Genomic DNA, 19,916 nt, shown 5'->3' with positions numbered 1-19,916 from the left:
TCAGATATTTTCCAGGATACGCTATGTTAACTATTATTCCCGTCGTAATGGCAGGCGGAACAGGCAGTCGTCTATGGCCTTTATCCCGCGAATTATTCCCTAAACAGTTTTTGACGATTGGCGAATCTGTAGGAAGTCTGCTGCAAAATACGGTGACAAGAATTGAAGGGATCGAAAATATTTCGGTCAAGCCGCCCCTGGTCATTTGTAATGAAAATCATCGTTTTCTGGTCGCCGAGCAATTAAGAGAAATCGACAAGATTGACAATAATATTATTCTTGAACCGGTGGGGAAAAATACCGCGCCTGCGGTTGCGTTAGCTGCCCATCTGGCGAATCAGAGCGATCCGGAAAGTTTGCTGTTGGTATTGGCAGCGGACCATCTGATAAAGAAAGAAGATCATTTCCATGCCGCTATCATCGATGCGGTGCACTACGCGGCGAACAATCAGCTGGTGACGTTCGGCATTATTCCGGAGTACCCGGAAACCGGATATGGCTATATCAAAAAGGGCGAAGGCTTGTCGGACTCCTGTTTCCGCGTCGACGCCTTTGTCGAAAAGCCGGATCTGGCAAAGGCCGAAGCGTATGTCGCTGATGGCGGCTACAGCTGGAACAGCGGCATGTTTCTGTTCAAAGCGGGAAAATATCTGGAAGAGCTGGAGAAACACAGCCCGGACATTTATCGGATCACCCGTGAAAGCATCGAGCGTAGCCAGAAAGATTTGGACTTCATTCGAGTGGACGCTGAGAGCTTCGCGCAGTGCCCGAGTGACTCCATCGACTACGCCGTGATGGAAAAAACCAGCGACGCGGTGGTGATCCCCATCGATGCGGGCTGGAGCGACGTCGGCTCCTGGTCTTCGTTGTGGGATGTCTCCGCGAAAGATGAAAACGGCAACGTCAACGTGGGCGAGGTGATCGCCTTCGACTCACGTAACAATTACATCTCTTCGGAATCGGCGCTTGTCGCCACCATCGGTCTGGACGATGTCGTGGTGATCAATACCAACGATGCGCTGCTGATCTCCCGCAAAGATCGCGTTCAGGATGTCAAGAAGGTGGTCGAGGAGCTGAAAACGCGTGGCCAGCACCATTTCCGCGAACACCAATACTCTTTCCGACCGTGGGGCAACATCTCCAACATCGACGCCGGCGACCATTACCAGGTGAAACGCATCGTGGTGCATCCGGGACAAGGGCTGTCGCTTCAGCGGCACTACCACCGCGCGGAGCACTGGGTGGTGGTCAGCGGCACGGCGAAAGTGAACGTGGATAACAAAGAATTTTATCTGTCGGAGAACCAGTCCACGGTGATCCCGACGAATAGCGTACATACGCTGGAAAATCCCGGGCAGATCGACCTGATCATGATCGAAGTGCGTTCGGGGCATCACATAACGGAAGACGACATCGTCAGATTGAAAGATCGCTATGGTCGTGTTTAAGAGAGGGTATCGGTAATGGATCAGTTGACCTGCTTCAAAGCATATGACATCCGCGGACAGCTGGGCGAAGAGCTGAATGAGGATATCGCCTACCGGATCGGCCGCGCTTATGGGGAGTATTTGAAGCCCAAAACCATCGTGCTGGGCAGCGACGTCCGTTTGACCAGCGAAAGCCTGAAATTGGCGCTGGCCAAAGGGCTACAGGATGCGGGCACCGAGGTGATTGATATCGGCCTTTCGGGCACGGAAGAGATTTATTTCGCCACCTCGCATCTGAACACGGACGGCGGTATCGAAGTGACCGCCAGCCATAACCCGATCAATTACAACGGGATGAAACTGGTGCGCGAAAATTCGCGTCCGATCAGCGGCGATACCGGTTTACGCGAAGTCCAGCGTATTGCGGAAAGCAATACATTTTCCAATGACGGACGTGCGCGCGGCGGCTACCGTAAAGAGAATACGCTTCCTGCCTACGTCGAGCATATTCTGTCTTACATCAACCTCGACAACCTGACGCCGCTGAAATTAGTGGTGAACTCCGGCAACGGCGCGGCAGGGCATGTCATTGACGCCATAGAGGCGATTTTCAAGCAGAAGAACGTCCCGGTCGAATTCATCAAGGTGCATCACCAGCCCGACGGCCACTTCCCGAATGGTATCCCCAACCCGCTGCTGCCGGAGTGCCGTGCTGATACGACGAATGCCGTGCGTGAAACGGGCGCCGACATGGGGATCGCGTTTGACGGCGACTTCGACCGTTGCTTCCTGTTCGATAATCAGGGCAACTTCATTGAGGGCTATTACATCGTTGGGCTGCTGGCCGAAGCGTTCTTGCAGAAAAATCCCGGTAGTAAAATTATCCACGATCCTCGCCTTAGCTGGAATACCGAGGATATCGTCACCACGTCCGGCGGCCAGCCGGTCATGTCGAAAACCGGTCACGCCTTTATCAAAGAGCGGATGCGGTCTGAAGATGCGATCTACGGCGGCGAAATGAGCGCGCATCATTACTTCCGCGATTTCTTCTACTGCGACAGCGGGATGATCCCGTGGCTGCTGGTAGCCGAATTGATCTGTGTCAAACAGCAAACGCTGGCGGAGATGGTGCGGTCCCGCATCGAGGCCTATCCCTCGTCCGGTGAGATCAACGTCACCTTGCAGCGGCCGGCCGCCTCGATCGACAAAGTCAAAACGCACTATGCCGCGACGGCGGAGTCGATTGACGAGACGGACGGCATCAGCCTGTCTTTCGGCGCCTGGCGCTTCAACCTGCGCTCTTCCAACACGGAGCCGGTCGTACGCCTGAACGTGGAGTCGAAAAATGACATCGCGCTGATGAAACAGAAAACGGATGAAATTTTGGCGATGCTTTCCGAGTAAACCATCCCGCGTGAGGCGTTGTTTTCCACAGGACTGTCGAGTCGGGCGGGGGCGGGCGGTTGGCGGAATCTCACGGGAAGACGTGGATTGGCAGCGCAGGCTGGCGCGTCACCAAGCGCCAGCCTGAGGATGCAATCGTGGAGGTGTGGTCATGCGGCGTGGCTCCGTTGTTGCGCGTCATTGCCGAAGTCGTTTCATTGATCCGCATTTGCCCTACGCGGACCACTATTGGGTAGGTGAGAGGCCAGTATGCAGAACTTAAAAAAAACGTCCGTGAGTTTATATTTATTGTCCTCCTTGGCTTCCACGTCTTTCGCCGCGCAGTCAGCAGGGAAAAACGAACAGGACTACTTCAGCGATAACAATCAATATATCTACAGCGATCTCACGCCCAAGCATTTCACGTTGCAGGGGTTGCCGGACGATGGAGCGGTCGTCGAGGCTTATCAATATGACGACCTCGGTAATCTGCTGGCGATTCCTTTTTTCAAAAAAGTTCTGAAAAACAGTGATAACGGCGGCGAAATTTCGCCTACCGTCGACATCACGTTTCCGGCGCTGGGCCTGTATAAAATCAACGTCATCGACGGCAACGACAAAAAGCTCGACGAACGTAACGTCGCACTCATTCCTCCCGTTGGACCGCTCAACGATGCCGTGGGCGTGAACACCCATTTCGGTCAGGGGCGTTGGGAGGCCAACAAAGCGATGCCGCTCATTAAGGCGGCGGGTATCGGCTGGATCCGCGATGAGATCCCGTGGAGCACGGTGGAAAAAAGCCAAGCCCGTTTCGCTTATCCCGGCTACATGGACAACTATATTCGGCTGGCGAGTCAACTGGAGTTAAAACCGCTGGTGGTGCTGGATTACGCCAATGAGCGCGTCTATCCCGGTCCTATCGCCGGTAACGCCGAGCACTTCGCCAACTATGCTAAAAATACCGTGTCACGCTATCGCGAGACGGTGAAACACTGGGAAGTATGGAACGAACCACGTCCACAGACTTTCGGCACCAAGGACTGGGAAGGATATACGGCGTTTTTGAAACAGGTCTACACCGCCGTGAAAGGCGTCGATAAAGACTCGACGGTGATCGCCTGCGGCGGCGGCGGGTTCGGCGGCGGGGCAGGCGGCGACTGTGCGGGCGGCATCTTTAAATATGGCGGCAAAGCGTACATGGATGCTTTTAGCATTCACCCTTACATGTCGCCGTTCAATCCGGACGTGGGCTATCCCGCGAAAAACTCGCCGTTCACCCCAATGGGGGGACGCGTCAACGTCGGCAGCGTCTCTCGGTTGATGGAAAACCACATCAAGCTGGAAAAACGCCCGGCAAGTCGCTTCCCACCGGTCTATGTCACCGAGATTGGATGGCCTTCTACGACGATCCCTTACGCCAATGGCGAAGCCATACAGGCGGCTTTTTTGCTCAGGACTTTAATCCAGGCCCAGCGCCTCAACATCATTCGAAGTACGTTTTGGTATGACTTTGTCAACGATGGCGCGGACGGGACCAACAAAGAGCATAATTTTGGTCTGCTCTATCAGGACTACACGCCTAAACCCGCGTACAGCGCGATGGCGGTGATGAATCACATGCTGACCGGCATGCGCTTCAAAAATGCCGTGGTGGATGCACCGGACGTCAAAGTCTATCGCTTCTCCAACGGCAGCAAAGACCTGCTTGTGGGGTGGACGGTAGGCGTAGACAAGAAAGCCGTGCCGCTGAACGGTGGGAAAAAAGTGCAGACGGACTGGCAGGGCAATCAGACGGATATTGACGGAAACACCTGGATGCTGGGACCAATCCCGCGCTATTTGAGTGAATAACATGTCGGGTAACAACGACGCAGGGTGTGCGGTGGCGGCGGAGGAACCTCAGAACCGGACGCGAAAGACGCCTTCACCAAGGCGTCGCTAAAGACCGCATTTTTATTAACCAGGTGAAGGGGTTATCGACGCAAGACCTTCCAATGTTCCGATTCGGCATCAAACCGTTCGGTGGTATCATTCGAAGATTCATCTCACCTACAACAATGAGTCATCTGATGAAATTCCTTGTCACCGGAGCCGCCGGATTTATCGGTTTTTATGTTTGCCAGTCGCTGTGTGCCGCTGGGCACGAGGTTGTCGGGATAGATAATCTCAACGACTACTACGCCGTCTCCCTCAAAGAGGCGCGCCTGGCCGAACTGCGGCCGCTGGACAACTTCCGTTTCGAGAAGCTGGATATTGCGGATGATAAGGCTGTGCATGCGTTGTTTGCGGCGGAAAAATTTGATCGGGTGATTCATCTGGCGGCGCAGGCGGGCGTACGTTACTCGCTGGAAAATCCGCTGGCGTATGCCCAGAGCAACCTGACCGGTCACGTCAACGTGCTGGAAGGGTGCCGCCACCATGGCGTGGGTCATCTGGTCTATGCGTCATCCAGCTCCGTGTACGGGCTGAACAATAAAACGCCGTTCTCGACGGCGGACAGCGTGGATCACCCGGTGTCGCTGTACGCGGCCACCAAAAAATCCAATGAGCTGATGTCGCATGCCTATTCGCATCTGTACGGCCTGCCGACCACCGGCCTGCGCTTTTTCACCGTGTACGGTCCGTGGGGGCGGCCGGATATGGCCTTGTTCAAGTTCACCAAGAACATGCTGAACGGCGAGCCGATCGATATTTACAACCACGGCGACATGCGCCGGGATTTCACCTACGTCACCGATATTGTGGAAGGTGTGCTGCGCATAGCGGATGTTATTCCACAGCCTGACCCGTCGTGGCGAGTGGAAAGCGGCTCTTCTGCCGATAGCTCCGCCCCTTATCGCGTTTACAACATCGGCCACGGCAGTCCGGTGAAGCTGATGGACTTTGTGACGGCGCTGGAAAACGCGCTGGGAATCGAAGCGAAGAAAAACTTCATGCCGATGCAAGCAGGCGACGTGTATCAGACCTATGCCGATACCGACGACCTGTTTGCGACGACAGGTTATCGCCCACAGGTGGAAGTCGCCGAAGGCGTGCAGGCGTTTGTTGACTGGTATCGCGGTTTCTACCGCCTCTGAGCGAGGTGATGAAGCGCGGACGGCCGGTGTTCTGCCGCACGGCCATTTCTTCTGTGATTTTAGTTATATGCCACGTTGGATTAGTGTGATTTAAAATGAAAATTGCGATTGCAGGTACCGGCTATGTCGGCTTGTCGAATGCGATGCTGCTGGCGCAGCACAATGAAGTGGTTGCGCTGGATATCGTTGCCGAAAAGGTCGACATGCTTAACAAAGGTGTTTCACCTATCGTCGACAAGGAAATCGAGGATTTCCTGCGTAATCCGGCGCTCAATTTCCGGGCCACGCAGGATCCCGTCGCGGCTTATGAAGACGCCGATTTCGTCATCATCGCCACCCCGACGGACTACGATCCTAAGACCAACTACTTCAACACCAGTTCGGTCGAAGCGGTTATTCGTGATGTGCTGGCGCACAATCCTGATACGGTGATGATTATCAAATCGACCGTTCCCGTCGGCTACACCCGTCAGCTGAGAGAAGAGTTCGAGACCGACAACATCATCTTCTCGCCGGAATTCCTGCGGGAAGGCAAGGCGCTGTACGATAACTTATATCCTTCGCGCATCGTTATCGGCGAACGTTCCGAGCGTGCTGAAACCTTTGCGCATCTGCTGGTGGAAGGCGCGATTAAAACCGATATCCCGGTGCTGTTTACCGACTCCACCGAAGCGGAGGCCATCAAGCTGTTCGCCAATACCTATCTGGCAATGCGCGTGGCTTATTTCAACGAGCTGGACACCTACGCCCAGACGCTGGGGCTGGACAGCAAGCAGATCATCGAAGGCGTTGGGCTGGATCCGCGCATAGGACAGCATTACAACAACCCTTCTTTTGGCTACGGCGGCTACTGCCTGCCGAAGGATACCAAGCAGCTGTTGGCTAACTACGAAGCGGTGCCCAACAACCTGATCCGGGCGATTGTGGATGCGAATACCACACGTAAAGATTTCATCGCCGACGCGGTAATCAAGCGTAATCCTACCGTCGTGGGCGTCTACCGCCTGGTGATGAAAAGCGGCTCCGACAACTTCCGCGCCTCGGCTATTCAGGGCGTAATGAAGCGCATCAAGGCGAAAGGAATCGAGGTCGTGGTCTTCGAGCCGGCGCTGAAAGAAGACAACTTCTTCCACTCCCAGGTCATTAAGGATCTCGAAGAGTTCAAACAGATTTCCGATGTGATTCTGTCTAACCGCATGGCCCCGGAATTGTCTGATGTTGCGGAAAAAGTCTTTACCCGCGATCTCTTTGGCTCAGATTAGGTATAAGGTTAAGAGAGTGTGTGGCACGGCTAGGGAAGTGCCACGGAAATGACTGACTGTTTAAGAGAGCGATAGATGACGACATTAAAAGCAGTGATTCCCGTTGCCGGGCTGGGTATGAACCTGTTGCCGGTAACCAAAGCAATTCCTAAAGAGATGCTGCCGCTGGTGGATCGCCCGGTAATTGAGAAAATCGTAAAAGAGTGCGCCAACGCGGGCATTAAAGAAATTGTGCTGGTGACCCACGCGTCGAAAAACGCCATCGAAAACCATTTCGATACGTCGTTCGAGCTGGAGTCCTTGCTGGAAGAGCGCGCCAAGCGTCAGCTGCTGGAGGAAGTGCAGGCCATCTGCCCGCCGGGCGTGACCATCATGAACGTGCGTCAGGGGCAGACCCTGGGATTGGGGCATGCGGTATCTTGCGCATACCCGATCGTAGGCGACGCGCCGTTCGTCGTCGTCCTGCCGGATGTCGTGCTGGACGAAAGCTCCGCGGATCAGTCCACGGAAAACCTGGCCCGTCTGGTTGCGCGTTTCGAAGAAACCGGCCACAGCCAGGTTCTGGTGAAACATCGTCCGTATGAGGCGCTGCCGGAATACTCGGTGGTTGAATGTGAACAGCCCTTGACCCAGCCGGGCGCGACGTCGGCTATCACATCGATGATTGAAAAGCCCAAACTGGCACGGGTGGAAGGTTCCGACCTGTCTGCGGTTGGCCGCTATGTATTAACGGCGGACGCCTGGCCTATCATCAACAACATCCTGCCGGGCGCTTGGGGACGGATTCAGTTGACGGACGCGATTGCCGAACTGATCAAAACTCAGCAGGTAGACGCGGTAGAGATGGCCGGCCGCAGCTTCAACTGTGGTCGTAAACTGGGCTATGCTCAGGCTTTCGTCTCCTACGGATTGCGTAATCCGAGTCTGGGCAAGGCATTCAAGAAAAATATCGAAAAGCTGCTGGCAAAACACTCAGCCTGACGACAGCTTCCCGCCCGAGCCCGTTTTGTGCCGGGCGGGACCTATCCTATCGAACCAATTACTACCCACTCGATAAGAGCTGAGTTACCATATCAGCCTGCTTTTGATTGCCTGTGGCGCGCCAGCCGCGACTCGGGTAGGTTACCCTTCAAACAGGAGTTGCTTTAATGTCCAAACAGCAAATAGGCGTTGTCGGTATGGCGGTGATGGGGCGCAATCTGGCGCTGAACATCGAAAGCCGTGGCTATACCGTCTCAGTCTTTAACCGTTCTGCTGAGAAAACCGATGAGGTGATTGCAGAGAATCCCGGTAAAAAACTGGTGCCTTGCTACACCGTGCAGGAATTCGTGGAATCCCTGGAGAAGCCGCGTCGTATCCTGTTAATGGTGAAAGCGGGTGAAGCCACGGATAAAACCATCGCTTCTCTCAAACCCTATCTGGAAAAAGGCGACATTCTGATAGACGGTGGCAACACCTTCTACAAAGACACCATCCGTCGTAACCGTGAATTGTCTGCTGAAGGCTTCAACTTTATCGGCACCGGCGTTTCCGGTGGTGAAGAAGGGGCATTAAAAGGCCCGTCCATCATGCCTGGCGGTCAGAAAGAAGCCTATGAACTGGTTGCGCCTATCTTGGAAAAAATCGCCGCGCGCGCGGAAGGCGAAGCGTGTGTGACTTATATCGGCGCCGACGGCGCGGGTCACTACGTCAAAATGGTGCACAACGGCATCGAATACGGCGATATGCAGCTGATTGCGGAAGCCTATTCCCTGTTGAAGCAGGCGCTCAACCTGAGCAACGAGGAGCTGGCAAAAACCTTCTCTGAGTGGAACAAAGGCGAGCTGAGCAGCTACCTGATCGAGATCACCGCCGACATCTTCACCAAAAAAGATGAAGACGGAAAATATTTGGTCGACGTCATTCTGGATGAAGCCGCCAACAAAGGCACCGGCAAATGGACCAGCCAAAGCTCGCTGGACCTGGGCGAGCCGCTGTCGCTCATCACCGAGTCCGTCTTCGCTCGCTACCTGTCCTCTCTGAAATCGCAGCGTGTTGCTGCATCTAAAGTGCTGTCCGGCCCTGCCGCTCAGACTTTTGCGGGAGACAAGGCGGAGTTCGTCGAGAAAGTACGTCGCGCGCTGTATCTGGGCAAAATCGTCTCTTATGCACAGGGCTTCTCTCAGCTTAAAGCGGCATCGGAAGAGAACAGCTGGGATCTCAATTACGGCGAAATCGCCAAGATTTTCCGCGCAGGTTGTATCATCCGCGCCCAGTTTTTGCAGAAAATCACCGACGCTTACACGCAGAATGCGGCCATCGCTAACCTGTTGCTGGCGCCGTACTTCAAGCAGATCGCGGACGAATACCAGCAGGCGCTGCGCGACGTGGTCGCCTACGCCGTCCAGCACGGTATCCCGGTGCCGACCTTCTCAGCGGCCATTGCGTATTACGACAGCTACCGTTCTGAAGTATTGCCAGCGAACCTGATTCAAGCTCAGCGCGACTATTTCGGCGCGCACACCTACAAACGCACTGATAAAGAAGGCGTATTCCACACCGAATGGTTGGACTAAACGCTGCGTTAATACTCTCCAGCCGGGCGTCTATCGCCCGGTTGTTTCGCCCTTGGTCGTCACCCTCGTTTCTTATCGGACAGCTCCGAAAAAATAATACGCAGTAAAACTAATCAGAGAAATGTCATTTCCTTCCTGTATGTTGTTAACACGCATCTCTATTTTTGTATTTATTTAATGCAAGGCTACGCAGTTGTTACATGCATCATGATGTAACGTCGTTTTCATTATGATGATATCCCCGAGTTTGAGGACAGTGAATGCCCGATTTGGCTGAGAAATCAGCTGAAAAGTAGGGCAGGAAAGGCCGTCAGTTTGGTCTTTTCCTGTCCTGTAGTACTTCCTAGGAAAGAAGGAAATTGTGATGAAAAAAACGTTAATGACTGCGGTACTGGCCTTGGCCATGTCCTCCAGTGCATATGCTGCTGTGGGCGAATTGCTCGGCGGCGCGGGTGGCGCTGGCGCCGCTTCAGCTGCCGTCGGTTCGTCTACGGCGGTCGGTGTCGGCGTAGCGGCGGCTGCCGTTGCTGCCGCTACCGTGGCGACTGCGAATGATAGCAGCACGTCCAACAGCACGGGTACAAGTACCTCTACAGTCACATCAACCCAGGGTTAATGGGATTGAGATAATAATAAGGCCACTTAGGTGGCCTTTCTTTTGCTTCAGGGGATTCAGGCGAGAACCAGAGCGATGATAAAAATTCTATCAGGTAGCAGAACCCGCGAGCTGATTGCTATTCCAGTACTTTCTTTAATGCTGATGGGGTGTTCGCAACAATTCGCTTTGTTAGGTGAAACGATGAAGCTGGCCATCTGGGGGCAGGAGGATACCGATCTGACGCCGCAGCAGGTGGCGAAGGTGCCATATGCTTCCGCCTATATCAAGGTCGGCGAAGCTCCTCGTGCCTTTATGGTGCTGGGGTTCGTGGAAAACGGTGTGCTGAAGTGGGTGGCCGCGGATAAAAACATGGTCGCGACCCGTGATGGGCGTGTGGTGAAAACACAGGGATTCGGCGAAGACATTCAGCATGTCGCCAATCAGGAGCAGGATCCGCTGCATTTAGGGTTGCTGAAGGCGGGAACGCCTATGCGCTGGCACACCGAGGTCAGTTGGTCGCAGGTCATGCGGGGCAGCTATGAACTCCAGTCCTCGTTCGAAAACCGCGGCCGCGAACCGTTGGTCATCCTCGGCAGAACCTATCAAACCGTGCGCTTCGACGAGCTCGTGACCGTTCCCGCGTTGAACAAACGCTATACCAACCAGTATTGGCTGAATGCGAACACCGGTCAGGTGATGCAGAGTCGTCAATACATGGGGCCGGATATGGCGCTGGTTCAGTTTACCGCTTTGAAATCCTACGCTCAGTCACTGTAAGGACGCTTCTATGTTGCTACACAATCGGCTGGCTGCCATGTTGATGTTGATGACCGGAACGGTGGGCGCGGCGCAGCTAACGGTAAAATATGGCGATCGCACGTTGGACCTCGTGGTGCTGGAAGACGGCGTTCGCTTGGATAAGTTTTATGAGAAAACGCCGTTCCCCGCCGACGTCAATTGGCAGAATGCGCTGATCACCAATCCGGCGATGACATCGCGCGTGGCCGCGCAAGGCCAGACGCTGCAGGATCACCTCTATCGTCTACAGCTGTGGTGGCGCGATCGCGGTGATGGCGACTACGCCATCGCGGCGTGGTACGTCGCGCAGGCGCTCAAGCAGGTACCTATCGCGGGCCGAATTCCGACGGCGCTTGACCCGGACCGAGTGCGCCTGGACCTACAGAGCAACCGCCCGCTGGTCGGAGAATATCAGCTCTATCTTGCCCCCTATTCAAAACAGCTGTTCCTGTTCGGACTGATTCGAACAGATATCGATATCGGTACGACCCACGTGTTCAAAGATCTTCCGCTGCGTTCCGGCTGGTCGGTTGAAAACTATATACAGGGCCGACGTTTCCTTCCCGGCGGCGATAAAAATACGGGATATTTGATTTCTGGAGCGGGGACGTGGCGCAAGGTGCCGCTGGCGATATGGAATCGTCAACATATCGAACCCGCTGCGGGCGAAACGCTGTTTATTGGCTTTGACCCCGCGATTTTGCCCGAAGAGATGTCCTCTCTTAACGAGCAGATTGCCGATTATCTTGCGAACCGGATCCCACACTAATGGCTAAAAACAATACTCTCAGACTGAATTGCCTCTCTCTGGCGATCGGCAGCGTTTTCAGCACGTCGGCGTTGGCGGATGGGGCGGGCGGCACGGCTCATGAGATGGCCGATGCCACTAACAAGAATCACTATTACCAGCCAGCGGGCGTCTCTCAAACCGACTTTGGCGGCGTAGGGTTGCTGCAAATGCCGACCGCCCGGATGGCCGACACCGGCGAGTTCAGCGCCAGCTATCGCGATAACGATCAATATCGACGTTACTCCGTCTCATTGCAGTTGCTCGACTGGCTGGAAACCACGGTGCGTTATACCGACATTCGTACCCGGCTTTACAGCGCCGACCCCAACTTCAGCGGCACGCAAACGTATAAAGACAAAGGGTTCGACGTTAAGGCGCGGTTGTGGAAGGAAGACCGCTGGTTGCCCCAGGTCTCTGTTGGACTGCGCGATATCGCGGGAACCGGCTTGTTCGACAGCGAATATCTGGCGGCCAGCAAACGCTGGGGACCGTTTGACCTGACGCTGGGCATCGGCTGGGGCAACATGGCCCAGAGCGGCAATATCACCAACCCCGCCTGTAAGCTGACGGAGAGCTTCTGTCAGCGCACCAGTTCTACGGAAACCGGGCAGTTCGAGGTGAACAATTTCTTTCACGGGCCGGCGGCGATATTCGGCGGGATTGAATACCAGACGCCGTGGGATCCGTTACGTCTTAAACTGGAATACGACGGCAACAACTACAGCGATGAGGCCGCAGATCGCGGGCGCAGAGAGCGTATCAAGCAGGATTCGCCGATCAACGTGGGCATGGTCTATCGGGTCGGCGATATTCTGGATACGTCGCTGTCCTGGGAACGCGGCAATACGCTGATGTGGGGCTTTACGCTCCGGACCAACTTCAATCAACTGAGGCCGCATTTCGTGGACGACGCGCCGCCGGTCTATGCGCCGGTCAGCAACCCGCAGGGCGGCACGGACTGGAAGCGCGTGGCGAAGGAGCTGGACGAGAAAGCGGGTCTGGGTCAACCGGATATCTACGCGGACGCGAAACAGGTCACCGTCGTCAGCCCGCAATACAAATATCCGGATAGCGCGGAGTACAGCAGCCGGGCGGCGACGGTCCTCGCCAATCACGTGCCGGAGAGCGTCAGCGAATACCACATCGTTAGGGAAAGCCGTCACCTGCCGACTGACAGTACCCGTGTTGACGCGAACGCTTTCCGTCAGTTGCAAACCGCATCGACCCCGTTAGGGCAGCCGGAGCCGGATGCTTATCATACTGAGCCGCTCGCGCCGCCACGCGGGAAAGCGGTGCTGCATACCCAGCCCCGGAGATTGACTTACTCCCTTGCGCCAGCGCTGTCGCAGTCTATCGGTGGGGCCGAATCGTTCTATATGTATCAGGTTTCGGCAAACGCCAACGCCGATCTGTACCTTTCCGATCACTGGAGCGTAGGCGGTACGGTCAATGTCAACCTGTTCAACAACTACGACAAGTTCAACTATAAGACACCGCCTCAGGACTCTAAGCTACCGCGCGTCCGCACCTGGATACGTGAGTACGTCACCTCATCAGATGTGTTGCTGACCAATCTGCAGTTGTCGCGCACCGACCATCCGGCACGGGACTGGTACACGCAGGTCTACGGCGGGTATCTGGAGATGATGTACGCCGGTGTCGGGGGGGAAATGCTGTATCGTCCTTATGGCAAAAGCTGGGCGGTTGGGCTGGATGTGAACTACGTCAAGCAACGTGACTGGAACGATACGATGCGTCTCGCGGACTACAGCGTGGCCACCGGCCATCTGACCACCTATTGGGAACTGCCGTTTATCAAAGGCGGACTGGCGAAGGTCAGCGTGGGTCGCTATCTGGCGGGAGATAAAGGCGTTACCGTCGATCTGTCTCGCCGGTTTGACAGTGGCATCGTCGCGGGCGCCTTCGCGACGAAAACCAACGTCAGCGCCAAAGAGTATGGGGAAGGGAGCTTTACCAAAGGGTTCTATGTCTCCATCCCGTTCAATCTCCTCTTCGCCTCGCCGACGACGAACCGCGGTTCGGTAGGTTGGGTGCCGCTGACGCGTGACGGCGGCCAGATGCTGGAGCGTCGCAACGTGCTCTACAACGTCGTCCAACAGCCATAAACTCGCCCGCCAATATGAGCGGCGGACAAAAGGCGGCAGGGAGGAATTCTCCTGCCGCCTTTGCCGTTTTATGGCGTGTTGGCTGCCAAAATCGCCCGCAGGTCGCCTGGTTTAAAGGCTGTAATGTAAGGAAATCGTTTGTTTTGTGGTGATGCGGAGTAAATAGTCTAATTCGTTATTAATAGACGGCTTTTTAAGAATAAGACGCTTGTTGGCCGGGGGATGGCTTCACTATGATGCAGCGAAACAGTAGTCAGATGAGGTTAAAATGAAACGAGTATTAAAACTGGTAAGTGTCCTGGCGCTGCTGACAACCCTGAGCGGATGCATCTTTCCGCCCCCGTGGGGCGGCGGTCACGGTGGTGGTGGTGGCGGCGGCGGTCATGGCGGCGGTCATCATTTCCAGGATCCGCGAGGTTAACAATGTGATAACGCCAGCATCAGCTGGCGTTAACGTCGAACTGTTTCGACACCCATTTATTCAGGCCAGTGCGTTTGCGCTGGCTTTTTTTATGGGCGTGATTCCACATGATTTGTTATGTAACGCGTTTCGCGCTTAGGTTGTCCGCCAGCTGTGCATGTAGGTCATCGATCAATTGATAGCGCCGCTTGTATTGCGCTCGCTTGTTGCTGGGTATTTCCTCTAGCGGTTTACGGGCGATGTGCAGAGGCAACTGGTATAGGTTGTCGTGCGTTAGGGTCGCGTCCAGCGAGGTCCAGAAGTCGTCATAGCTGCAAAACAGCACGCTTTTTTTGCTGCGATGATAGCGTCGGCTCTGATAAACATGGCTGCTATCGCCGACGGCCAGCACGCTGCGAATCCCCGCCAGGTCGGCCAACGCCAGCAGGCTTTCAATCAGCATACGTTTAGGGAACAAACCGTGGCAGGCTTTTGTCGCCTGCTTAATCAGCTCCCGGGTCGTTTGTTTACCTTGACCTTGTAGGCCGCCGATGACAATGGCGGGCTTCCCCAAGACATTAATGATACTGAACGATAATGAGATCAACGACGTCTCATCCATCACGATTTGCAGGGTCGTTTCGCCCTCCTTGTCGTAACGCCACACGCTGCAGACGATTAAGAATTTCTCGCCCTCCTTGCCGTAAAATTCAGCCAGACGGAAGGGCGTTTCGCTCAGAAAGGCATCATGCAGTCTTGGCGAAGACAGACTTTCCATAAAGGTATAGTGGTGGCAAATCGCTTTAGCGCGCTCGGCCGCATTGAGGCCGACATGCAGATAAGGGCGATGGATTTTCGTAGGCAGGCAGGGGTGTGTTTTCATCAATTTCTGCATGGAAGGCAACGAGCATAGCCTGCCTAAGAAGTAATAGGTAGAGAACGGCAGCATCAGCGATCGCAACAAAAATTTCGCTTTTATCTTATTCTCAAACCCTATTTTTTCAGAACGAAAGTGGCCGCTCAACAGCTGAAAGAACAACGAAGCTCGGGATATTTTTTTCATATGCTCCACACGATGTTTAACAATTTTTTGTCTTACTTTTTCGAAAAATAGGGGAGGGTCTTATTTGAATACCGTAAATATAAAAATGTACGGCGGCAGAAAATAAAAAATATAAGCCTATTTTCGGTAGGTAAATAGCACAGGGTAGCGTGAAGTATAGAAGTAATGAGTCATGAATAAATTTATTCCTAATTATAGTTAATTTTAGTTGAGACTTTATTTATATAATGAAAAATACCGACCTATTTTTATTTTGTTTGGTTTTTATTTAGATTCAATTTATTAAAATGGGGTCTAATATAGGCATTTTTTTATTGCATAATGCAATGAAGAGGCGCGGCCGGGCTTCTCCGCGCCGATTGCGTGTTGGTTTGCGCGGCGACATGAGCGAAGCATCTCGCTTTAGCACGTTAATTCGCCTATGGCACGTTACCCGTCTGACCACATAGCCCCATTCTCTATTTCAACATCGATTAGATCGCCTAATTAGTCACGAATTTTCGATGGCTAACCCCTTGATGAATTGTGGAATTAAGGTTTCTTCATTCGCTCAATATTGGCTTGTTAAATTTTTATGGCAATGTTAATAATTATCATTACACTCGGTGTCGTCACCTAAACAATCCTGCGAAAGACAGCGCGAATGTCGGAGTTTTTTATTCATGCAATACGATTATCAAGATTATCTGCAACTTAAAGAGCAGCATCCCAAAAAATACGCGCGTGAACTGGCCCAATTGATGAATATCAGTGAAGCGGAGCTATCTTACCTGCGTGTAGGTCATGAGGCGCGCCGACTGACCGGCGATCCGCGTCAGATTCTGGCGGCGTTAGAAAGCGTAGGGGAGACAAAATCCATCACGCGGAACGAATATGCCGTGCATGAGCAGATCGGGTTCTACCGCAATCAACGCATTGGCGGACATGCGGGAGTCGTGCTGAATCCACGAGGCCTGGACTTGCGCGTTTTCCCCGAGCAGTGGGCGAGCGTATTTTTCTTTATCGAGCAGACCGCGCGCGGCGAACGCCAAAGTATTCAATTCTATGATCGTCAGGGCGACGCGGTGCTGAAGGTTTACGGTACTGAGCACACCGACTGGACGGCATGGCAGGAAACCGTAGAGCGTTTCGCCGCCGCCGAAAATGCGCCGTTGACGCTCACGCCTTATGCCGCGCCAGAATCCGACGTTGTTGTCGATGCCGTGCGGCTGGAACAAGAGTGGCGGGACATGCAAGACGTGCATGAATTTTTCCCACTGTTGAAACGGCACAATCTGACGCGTCAGCAGGCGTTCCGCCATGTAAGTGACGATCTGGCCTGTCTGGTGGACAACCAGGCGCTGGCGACGCTGCTGAATGCGGCGCATCAGGACGGCAACGAAATCATGATCTTTGTCGGCAACCGGGGCTGCGTTCAAATATTTACCGGCGTGATTGAGAAAGTGGTGCCAATGGATCATTGGCTGAACGTGTTTAACCAGACGTTCACGCTGCATCTGCAGGGCAATACCATTGCGGAAAGTTGGGTCACGCGCAAGCCCACGCGCGATGGTATCGTCACCAGCCTGGAGCTGTTCGCCGCCGACGGCACGCAGATTGCGCAGCTGTTCGGTCAGCGTACGGAAGGGCAGCCGGAGCAGGAACAGTGGCGTCAGCAGGTGTCATCGTTGGTGAAACCGGGAGCCGCAGCATGAAGAAAATTCTTCTGACGCTGGCGCTATGCTTGCCGTTCTCGCTGCTGGCAGCGACGCGTCTGGTGACCATTGGCGGCGACGTCACGCAAATTGTCTTCGCTCTGCACGCGGGCAGTGATGTCATCGCCCGCGATAGCACCAGCCTGCATCCGAAAGAAGCGCTGGCGCTGCCGGATGTCGGGTACATGCGGCAGTTGAATGCGGAAGGGGTATTGGCGATGGCGCCGACGCTGGTGCTAGCCAGCGCGCTGTCCCAACCTTCCACCGCAATGGAGCAGATCGCGAAAAGCGGTGTGAAGGTGGTGACCGTGCCCGCCGGACAGAACGTGGAAAGCATCGCCGCCAAGATCTCGGTCATCGCTCAAGCGTTAGGGAAGGAGAAAGAGGGGCAGGCATTGGTGCGGCAGGTGCATCAGCAGCTTGCCGAGCTGCCGACGAAACCGCTGCCCGTCAAAGTCCTGTTCATTATGAGCCATAGCGGCATGTCGGCGATGGGTGCCGGACAGAACACGGCGGCGGACGCCGCGATCCGCGCGGCAGGCTTGCAAAACGCCATGCAGGGATTCAACCGTTATCAGCCCTTATCTCAGGAAGGCGTGGTGGCTAGCCAGCCGGACTGGGTGGTCATCAGTAGTCAGGGCGTGAAAACCCTCGGCGGCGAAGCCACTATATGGCAGTTGCCTGGTCTGGCGCTGACGCCGGCGGGTCAACACAAACGCCTGCTGGTTGTTGACGACATGGCGATGCTGGGCTTCGATCTGGATACGCCAGCGGCGCTGTTGCGCCTGCGTAAAGCGGTGGAAGCGCAACAGTGAGGATCAATCCATCGATGACGCTGCTGCTTATGGCGGCGTCTGCGGGGTTGCTAACGTTTATTGCGGCGACCATCGGCGCTATGCCGATCACGCTGTCCGAACTGATGACGTCATCGTCGGAGAGCCTGCCGTGGCAGGTCTGGTTGAACATCCGCCTGCCGCGTGTGCTGTTGGCCGTGCTGGTCGGCGTCGCGCTGGCGCTGTCCGGCGCGGCGATGCAGGGGCTGTTTCGCAATCCTCTGGCGGATCCGGGACTGCTTGGCGTCAGCAGCGGCGCGGCGCTGGGCGTCGGTTTGTCCGTGGTCGTCCCGGTCGCGCTACCGGCGGTGATTGCGCTGTACTGGCCAATGTTGGCGGCGTTCGCAGGCGGCGTCGCGATCATGCTGCTCCTGTTCTCGCTCAGTATCTCCGCCACCAGTCCGTTATCCCGCCTGCTGCTGGCGGGGATCGCCATCAACGCGCTGTGCGGCGCGGCGACCGGCGTGCTGTCCTGGATCAGCAACGATCAGCAACTGCGCCAGCTGTCGTTGTGGGGTATGGGGAGTCTGGGACAGGCCCAGTGGTCGTCGGTAGCGGGCGTCGCCTCGTTGGTATTGCCCTGCGTGTGGTGGCTGCAACGTCTGGCGCGGCAGCTCAATCTCCTCCAATTGGGCGACGAGGAAGCGCATTATCTTGGCGTGGACGTTCGCCGGACGCGGCGGCAGGTGGTCATCCTAAGCGCCGTGTTGGTCGCGGCAGCCGTGGCGGTCAGCGGCATCATAGGGTTTGTCGGTCTGGTGATGCCCCATCTCATTCGGATCACGCTCGGGGCCGATCACCGCTGGCTGTTGCCCGGTTCGGCGCTGGGCGGCGCTCTTCTACTGCTGCTGGCCGATACGCTGGCGCGGACGATGGTGGCCCCAGCGGAAATGCCGGTGGGGCTATTAACCAGTTTGGTCGGCGGCCCGTGGTTTTTATGGCTGATTTTGAGGCACAAACATGGCTGAGTTGGGTGAACTGTGCTTGACCGCTCACCGCATTAGCTACCGCTCGGGAGGGCGACAGCTGCTGTCCGATGTCTCGCTTACGCTAGCGCCCGGCGAATTGACGACGGTTATCGGCCCCAACGGCGCGGGTAAGTCGACGTTGTTACGCTTGTTGACGGGGTTCTTTGCTCCTTCCGAGGGGGAGTGCCGGCTCAATGGTCGCCCGATGGTTGAATGGACGCCGAATGTGCTGGCCCGTCAGCGCGCGGTGATGCGTCAGGACAGCGTATTGCAGGCCCCGTTTCGGGTGGAAGAGGTCGTGGCTATGGGGCGCTCGCCCTGGCCGTCAGGCGCGAACGAGCGTGTATTAGATGAAATTTTGGCGTTGACCGACTGTGAGATGTTGCGTGGTCGGCTTTATCCGCAGCTGTCCGGCGGCGAGCAGCAGAGGGTGCGGCTGGCTCGGTCGCTGGCGCAACTATGGCGGCCTGACGGTATTGCCGGATGGTTGTTCCTGGATGAGCCGACGTCGGCGCTGGATTTGTATCACCAACAGCAGCTGCTTCGGCTGCTGAAAATGCTGACCTCGACGGGAAAGCTGGCGGTATGCTGCGTATTGCACGATCTGAATCTGGCCTCGTTATGGTCGGACAAGATCGTGCTGCTGCACGACGGCAGGATCGTCGCGGAAGGCGTGCCGGAGGGCGTTATCACCCAACCGGCGATTGAACGTTGGTATCAAGCCGACGTCGTTGTCAGCCCCCACCATGAAACCGCAACGCCACAGGTGTCGCTGCGGCGTTGAAGCGCGGAAGAAATAGCGTTCGATGGATGAGTGGATGCGATGTGGGTCTGGGCGGAAACGCCGGCCTGAATCGCGCCCTAATAACTACAAAAATAATCAACAAAAATACTGCAAAGCAATGACTGAGCGAGAATATAACGATTTCAACATTTGAGGTT

17 protein-coding genes are annotated in these 19,916 nt (G+C 55.3%); 16 read left to right on the top strand and 1 reads right to left on the bottom strand.

Annotation, left to right across the window (positions count from 1 at the left end):
- Positions 1–23: 23 nt before the first annotated feature.
- The 12 genes from BLU64_RS00900 (at position 24) to BLU64_RS17350 (ending at position 14,437) form a co-directional block, all read left to right on the top strand.
- Positions 24–1,448 (top strand): mannose-1-phosphate guanylyltransferase/mannose-6-phosphate isomerase, encoded by a 1,425-nt coding sequence (locus BLU64_RS00900; protein ID WP_074727698.1) that lies wholly within the window; start codon positions 24–26, stop codon positions 1,446–1,448.
- Positions 1,449–1,463: 15 nt separating this feature from the next.
- On the top strand, positions 1,464–2,831 hold the full coding sequence (gene cpsG, locus BLU64_RS00895) for a phosphomannomutase CpsG (RefSeq protein ID WP_026743145.1): 1,368 nt from the start codon (positions 1,464–1,466) through the stop codon (positions 2,829–2,831).
- A 273-nt stretch (positions 2,832–3,104) separates the two neighbouring features.
- Positions 3,105–4,661 carry a GH39 family glycosyl hydrolase gene (locus BLU64_RS00890; protein ID WP_175527793.1) on the top strand — a complete coding sequence of 519 codons (1,557 nt, stop codon included), beginning with the start codon at positions 3,105–3,107 and terminating at the stop codon, positions 4,659–4,661.
- A 218-nt stretch (positions 4,662–4,879) separates the two neighbouring features.
- The gene (locus BLU64_RS00885) at positions 4,880–5,887 is read left to right on the top strand and encodes an NAD-dependent epimerase (RefSeq protein ID WP_026743144.1); all 1,008 of its coding nucleotides are present in this window, start codon (positions 4,880–4,882) and stop codon (positions 5,885–5,887) included.
- 95 nt (positions 5,888–5,982) lie between these two features.
- Positions 5,983–7,149 carry a nucleotide sugar dehydrogenase gene (locus BLU64_RS00880; RefSeq protein WP_026743143.1) on the top strand — a complete coding sequence of 389 codons (1,167 nt, stop codon included), beginning with the start codon at positions 5,983–5,985 and terminating at the stop codon, positions 7,147–7,149.
- A gap of 75 nt (positions 7,150–7,224) precedes the next feature.
- A complete protein-coding gene (locus BLU64_RS00875) occupies positions 7,225–8,130 on the top strand; it encodes a sugar phosphate nucleotidyltransferase (protein WP_026743142.1) in 906 nt (301 codons plus the stop codon).
- Between the two features lie 167 nt (positions 8,131–8,297).
- Positions 8,298–9,704 (top strand): NADP-dependent phosphogluconate dehydrogenase, encoded by a 1,407-nt coding sequence (gene gndA, locus BLU64_RS00870; protein WP_074727694.1) that lies wholly within the window; start codon positions 8,298–8,300, stop codon positions 9,702–9,704.
- A gap of 364 nt (positions 9,705–10,068) precedes the next feature.
- Positions 10,069–10,320 carry a hypothetical protein gene (locus BLU64_RS00865; RefSeq protein WP_026743140.1) on the top strand — a complete coding sequence of 84 codons (252 nt, stop codon included), beginning with the start codon at positions 10,069–10,071 and terminating at the stop codon, positions 10,318–10,320.
- A gap of 75 nt (positions 10,321–10,395) precedes the next feature.
- Positions 10,396–11,079, top strand: a complete 684-nt coding sequence (locus BLU64_RS00860; RefSeq protein ID WP_026743139.1) for a YjbF family lipoprotein — start codon at positions 10,396–10,398, stop codon at positions 11,077–11,079.
- A 10-nt stretch (positions 11,080–11,089) separates the two neighbouring features.
- Positions 11,090–11,869: a capsule biosynthesis GfcC family protein gene (locus BLU64_RS00855; protein ID WP_026743138.1), complete on the top strand. Its 780-nt coding sequence runs from the start codon at positions 11,090–11,092 to the stop codon at positions 11,867–11,869.
- Positions 11,869–14,016, top strand: coding sequence for a YjbH domain-containing protein (locus BLU64_RS00850; RefSeq protein ID WP_074727692.1), 2,148 nt, complete (start codon positions 11,869–11,871; stop codon positions 14,014–14,016). Before BLU64_RS00855 ends, BLU64_RS00850 begins: the two co-directional genes overlap by 1 nt.
- Positions 14,017–14,284: 268 nt before the next feature.
- Positions 14,285–14,437, top strand: a complete 153-nt coding sequence (locus tag BLU64_RS17350; RefSeq protein ID WP_164477204.1) for a hypothetical protein — start codon at positions 14,285–14,287, stop codon at positions 14,435–14,437.
- Between the two features lie 115 nt (positions 14,438–14,552).
- Here the strand turns inward: BLU64_RS17350 and BLU64_RS00845 are convergent, their stop codons facing one another.
- Entirely contained in the window at positions 14,553–15,479 is a 927-nt protein-coding gene (locus BLU64_RS00845) for a VirK/YbjX family protein (protein ID WP_074727690.1), read from the bottom strand.
- A gap of 662 nt (positions 15,480–16,141) precedes the next feature.
- Between BLU64_RS00845 and BLU64_RS00840 the strand changes: the two genes are divergently transcribed.
- The 4 genes from BLU64_RS00840 to BLU64_RS00825 are packed head-to-tail and all read left to right on the top strand — an operon-like array spanning position 16,142 to position 19,758.
- Entirely contained in the window at positions 16,142–17,173 is a 1,032-nt protein-coding gene (locus tag BLU64_RS00840) for a hemin-degrading factor (RefSeq protein WP_074727689.1), read from the top strand.
- Positions 17,170–17,988 carry a heme/hemin ABC transporter substrate-binding protein gene (locus tag BLU64_RS00835; RefSeq protein ID WP_026743133.1) on the top strand — a complete coding sequence of 273 codons (819 nt, stop codon included), beginning with the start codon at positions 17,170–17,172 and terminating at the stop codon, positions 17,986–17,988. The genes BLU64_RS00840 and BLU64_RS00835 overlap by 4 nt, the downstream gene beginning before the upstream one ends.
- 14 nt (positions 17,989–18,002) lie before the next feature.
- The gene (locus tag BLU64_RS00830; protein ID WP_074727687.1) at positions 18,003–18,974 is read left to right on the top strand and encodes a FecCD family ABC transporter permease; all 972 of its coding nucleotides are present in this window, start codon (positions 18,003–18,005) and stop codon (positions 18,972–18,974) included.
- Positions 18,967–19,758: a heme ABC transporter ATP-binding protein gene (locus BLU64_RS00825; RefSeq protein WP_026743131.1), complete on the top strand. Its 792-nt coding sequence runs from the start codon at positions 18,967–18,969 to the stop codon at positions 19,756–19,758. The genes BLU64_RS00830 and BLU64_RS00825 overlap by 8 nt, the downstream gene beginning before the upstream one ends.
- Positions 19,759–19,916 lie beyond the last annotated feature (158 nt).

The sequence above is a fragment of the Lonsdalea quercina genome, assembly GCF_900107885.1.
GTDB classification, from domain to species: Bacteria; Pseudomonadota; Gammaproteobacteria; order Enterobacterales; family Enterobacteriaceae; genus Lonsdalea; species Lonsdalea quercina.
This window is presented reverse-complemented; position numbering and strand designations above follow the sequence as displayed.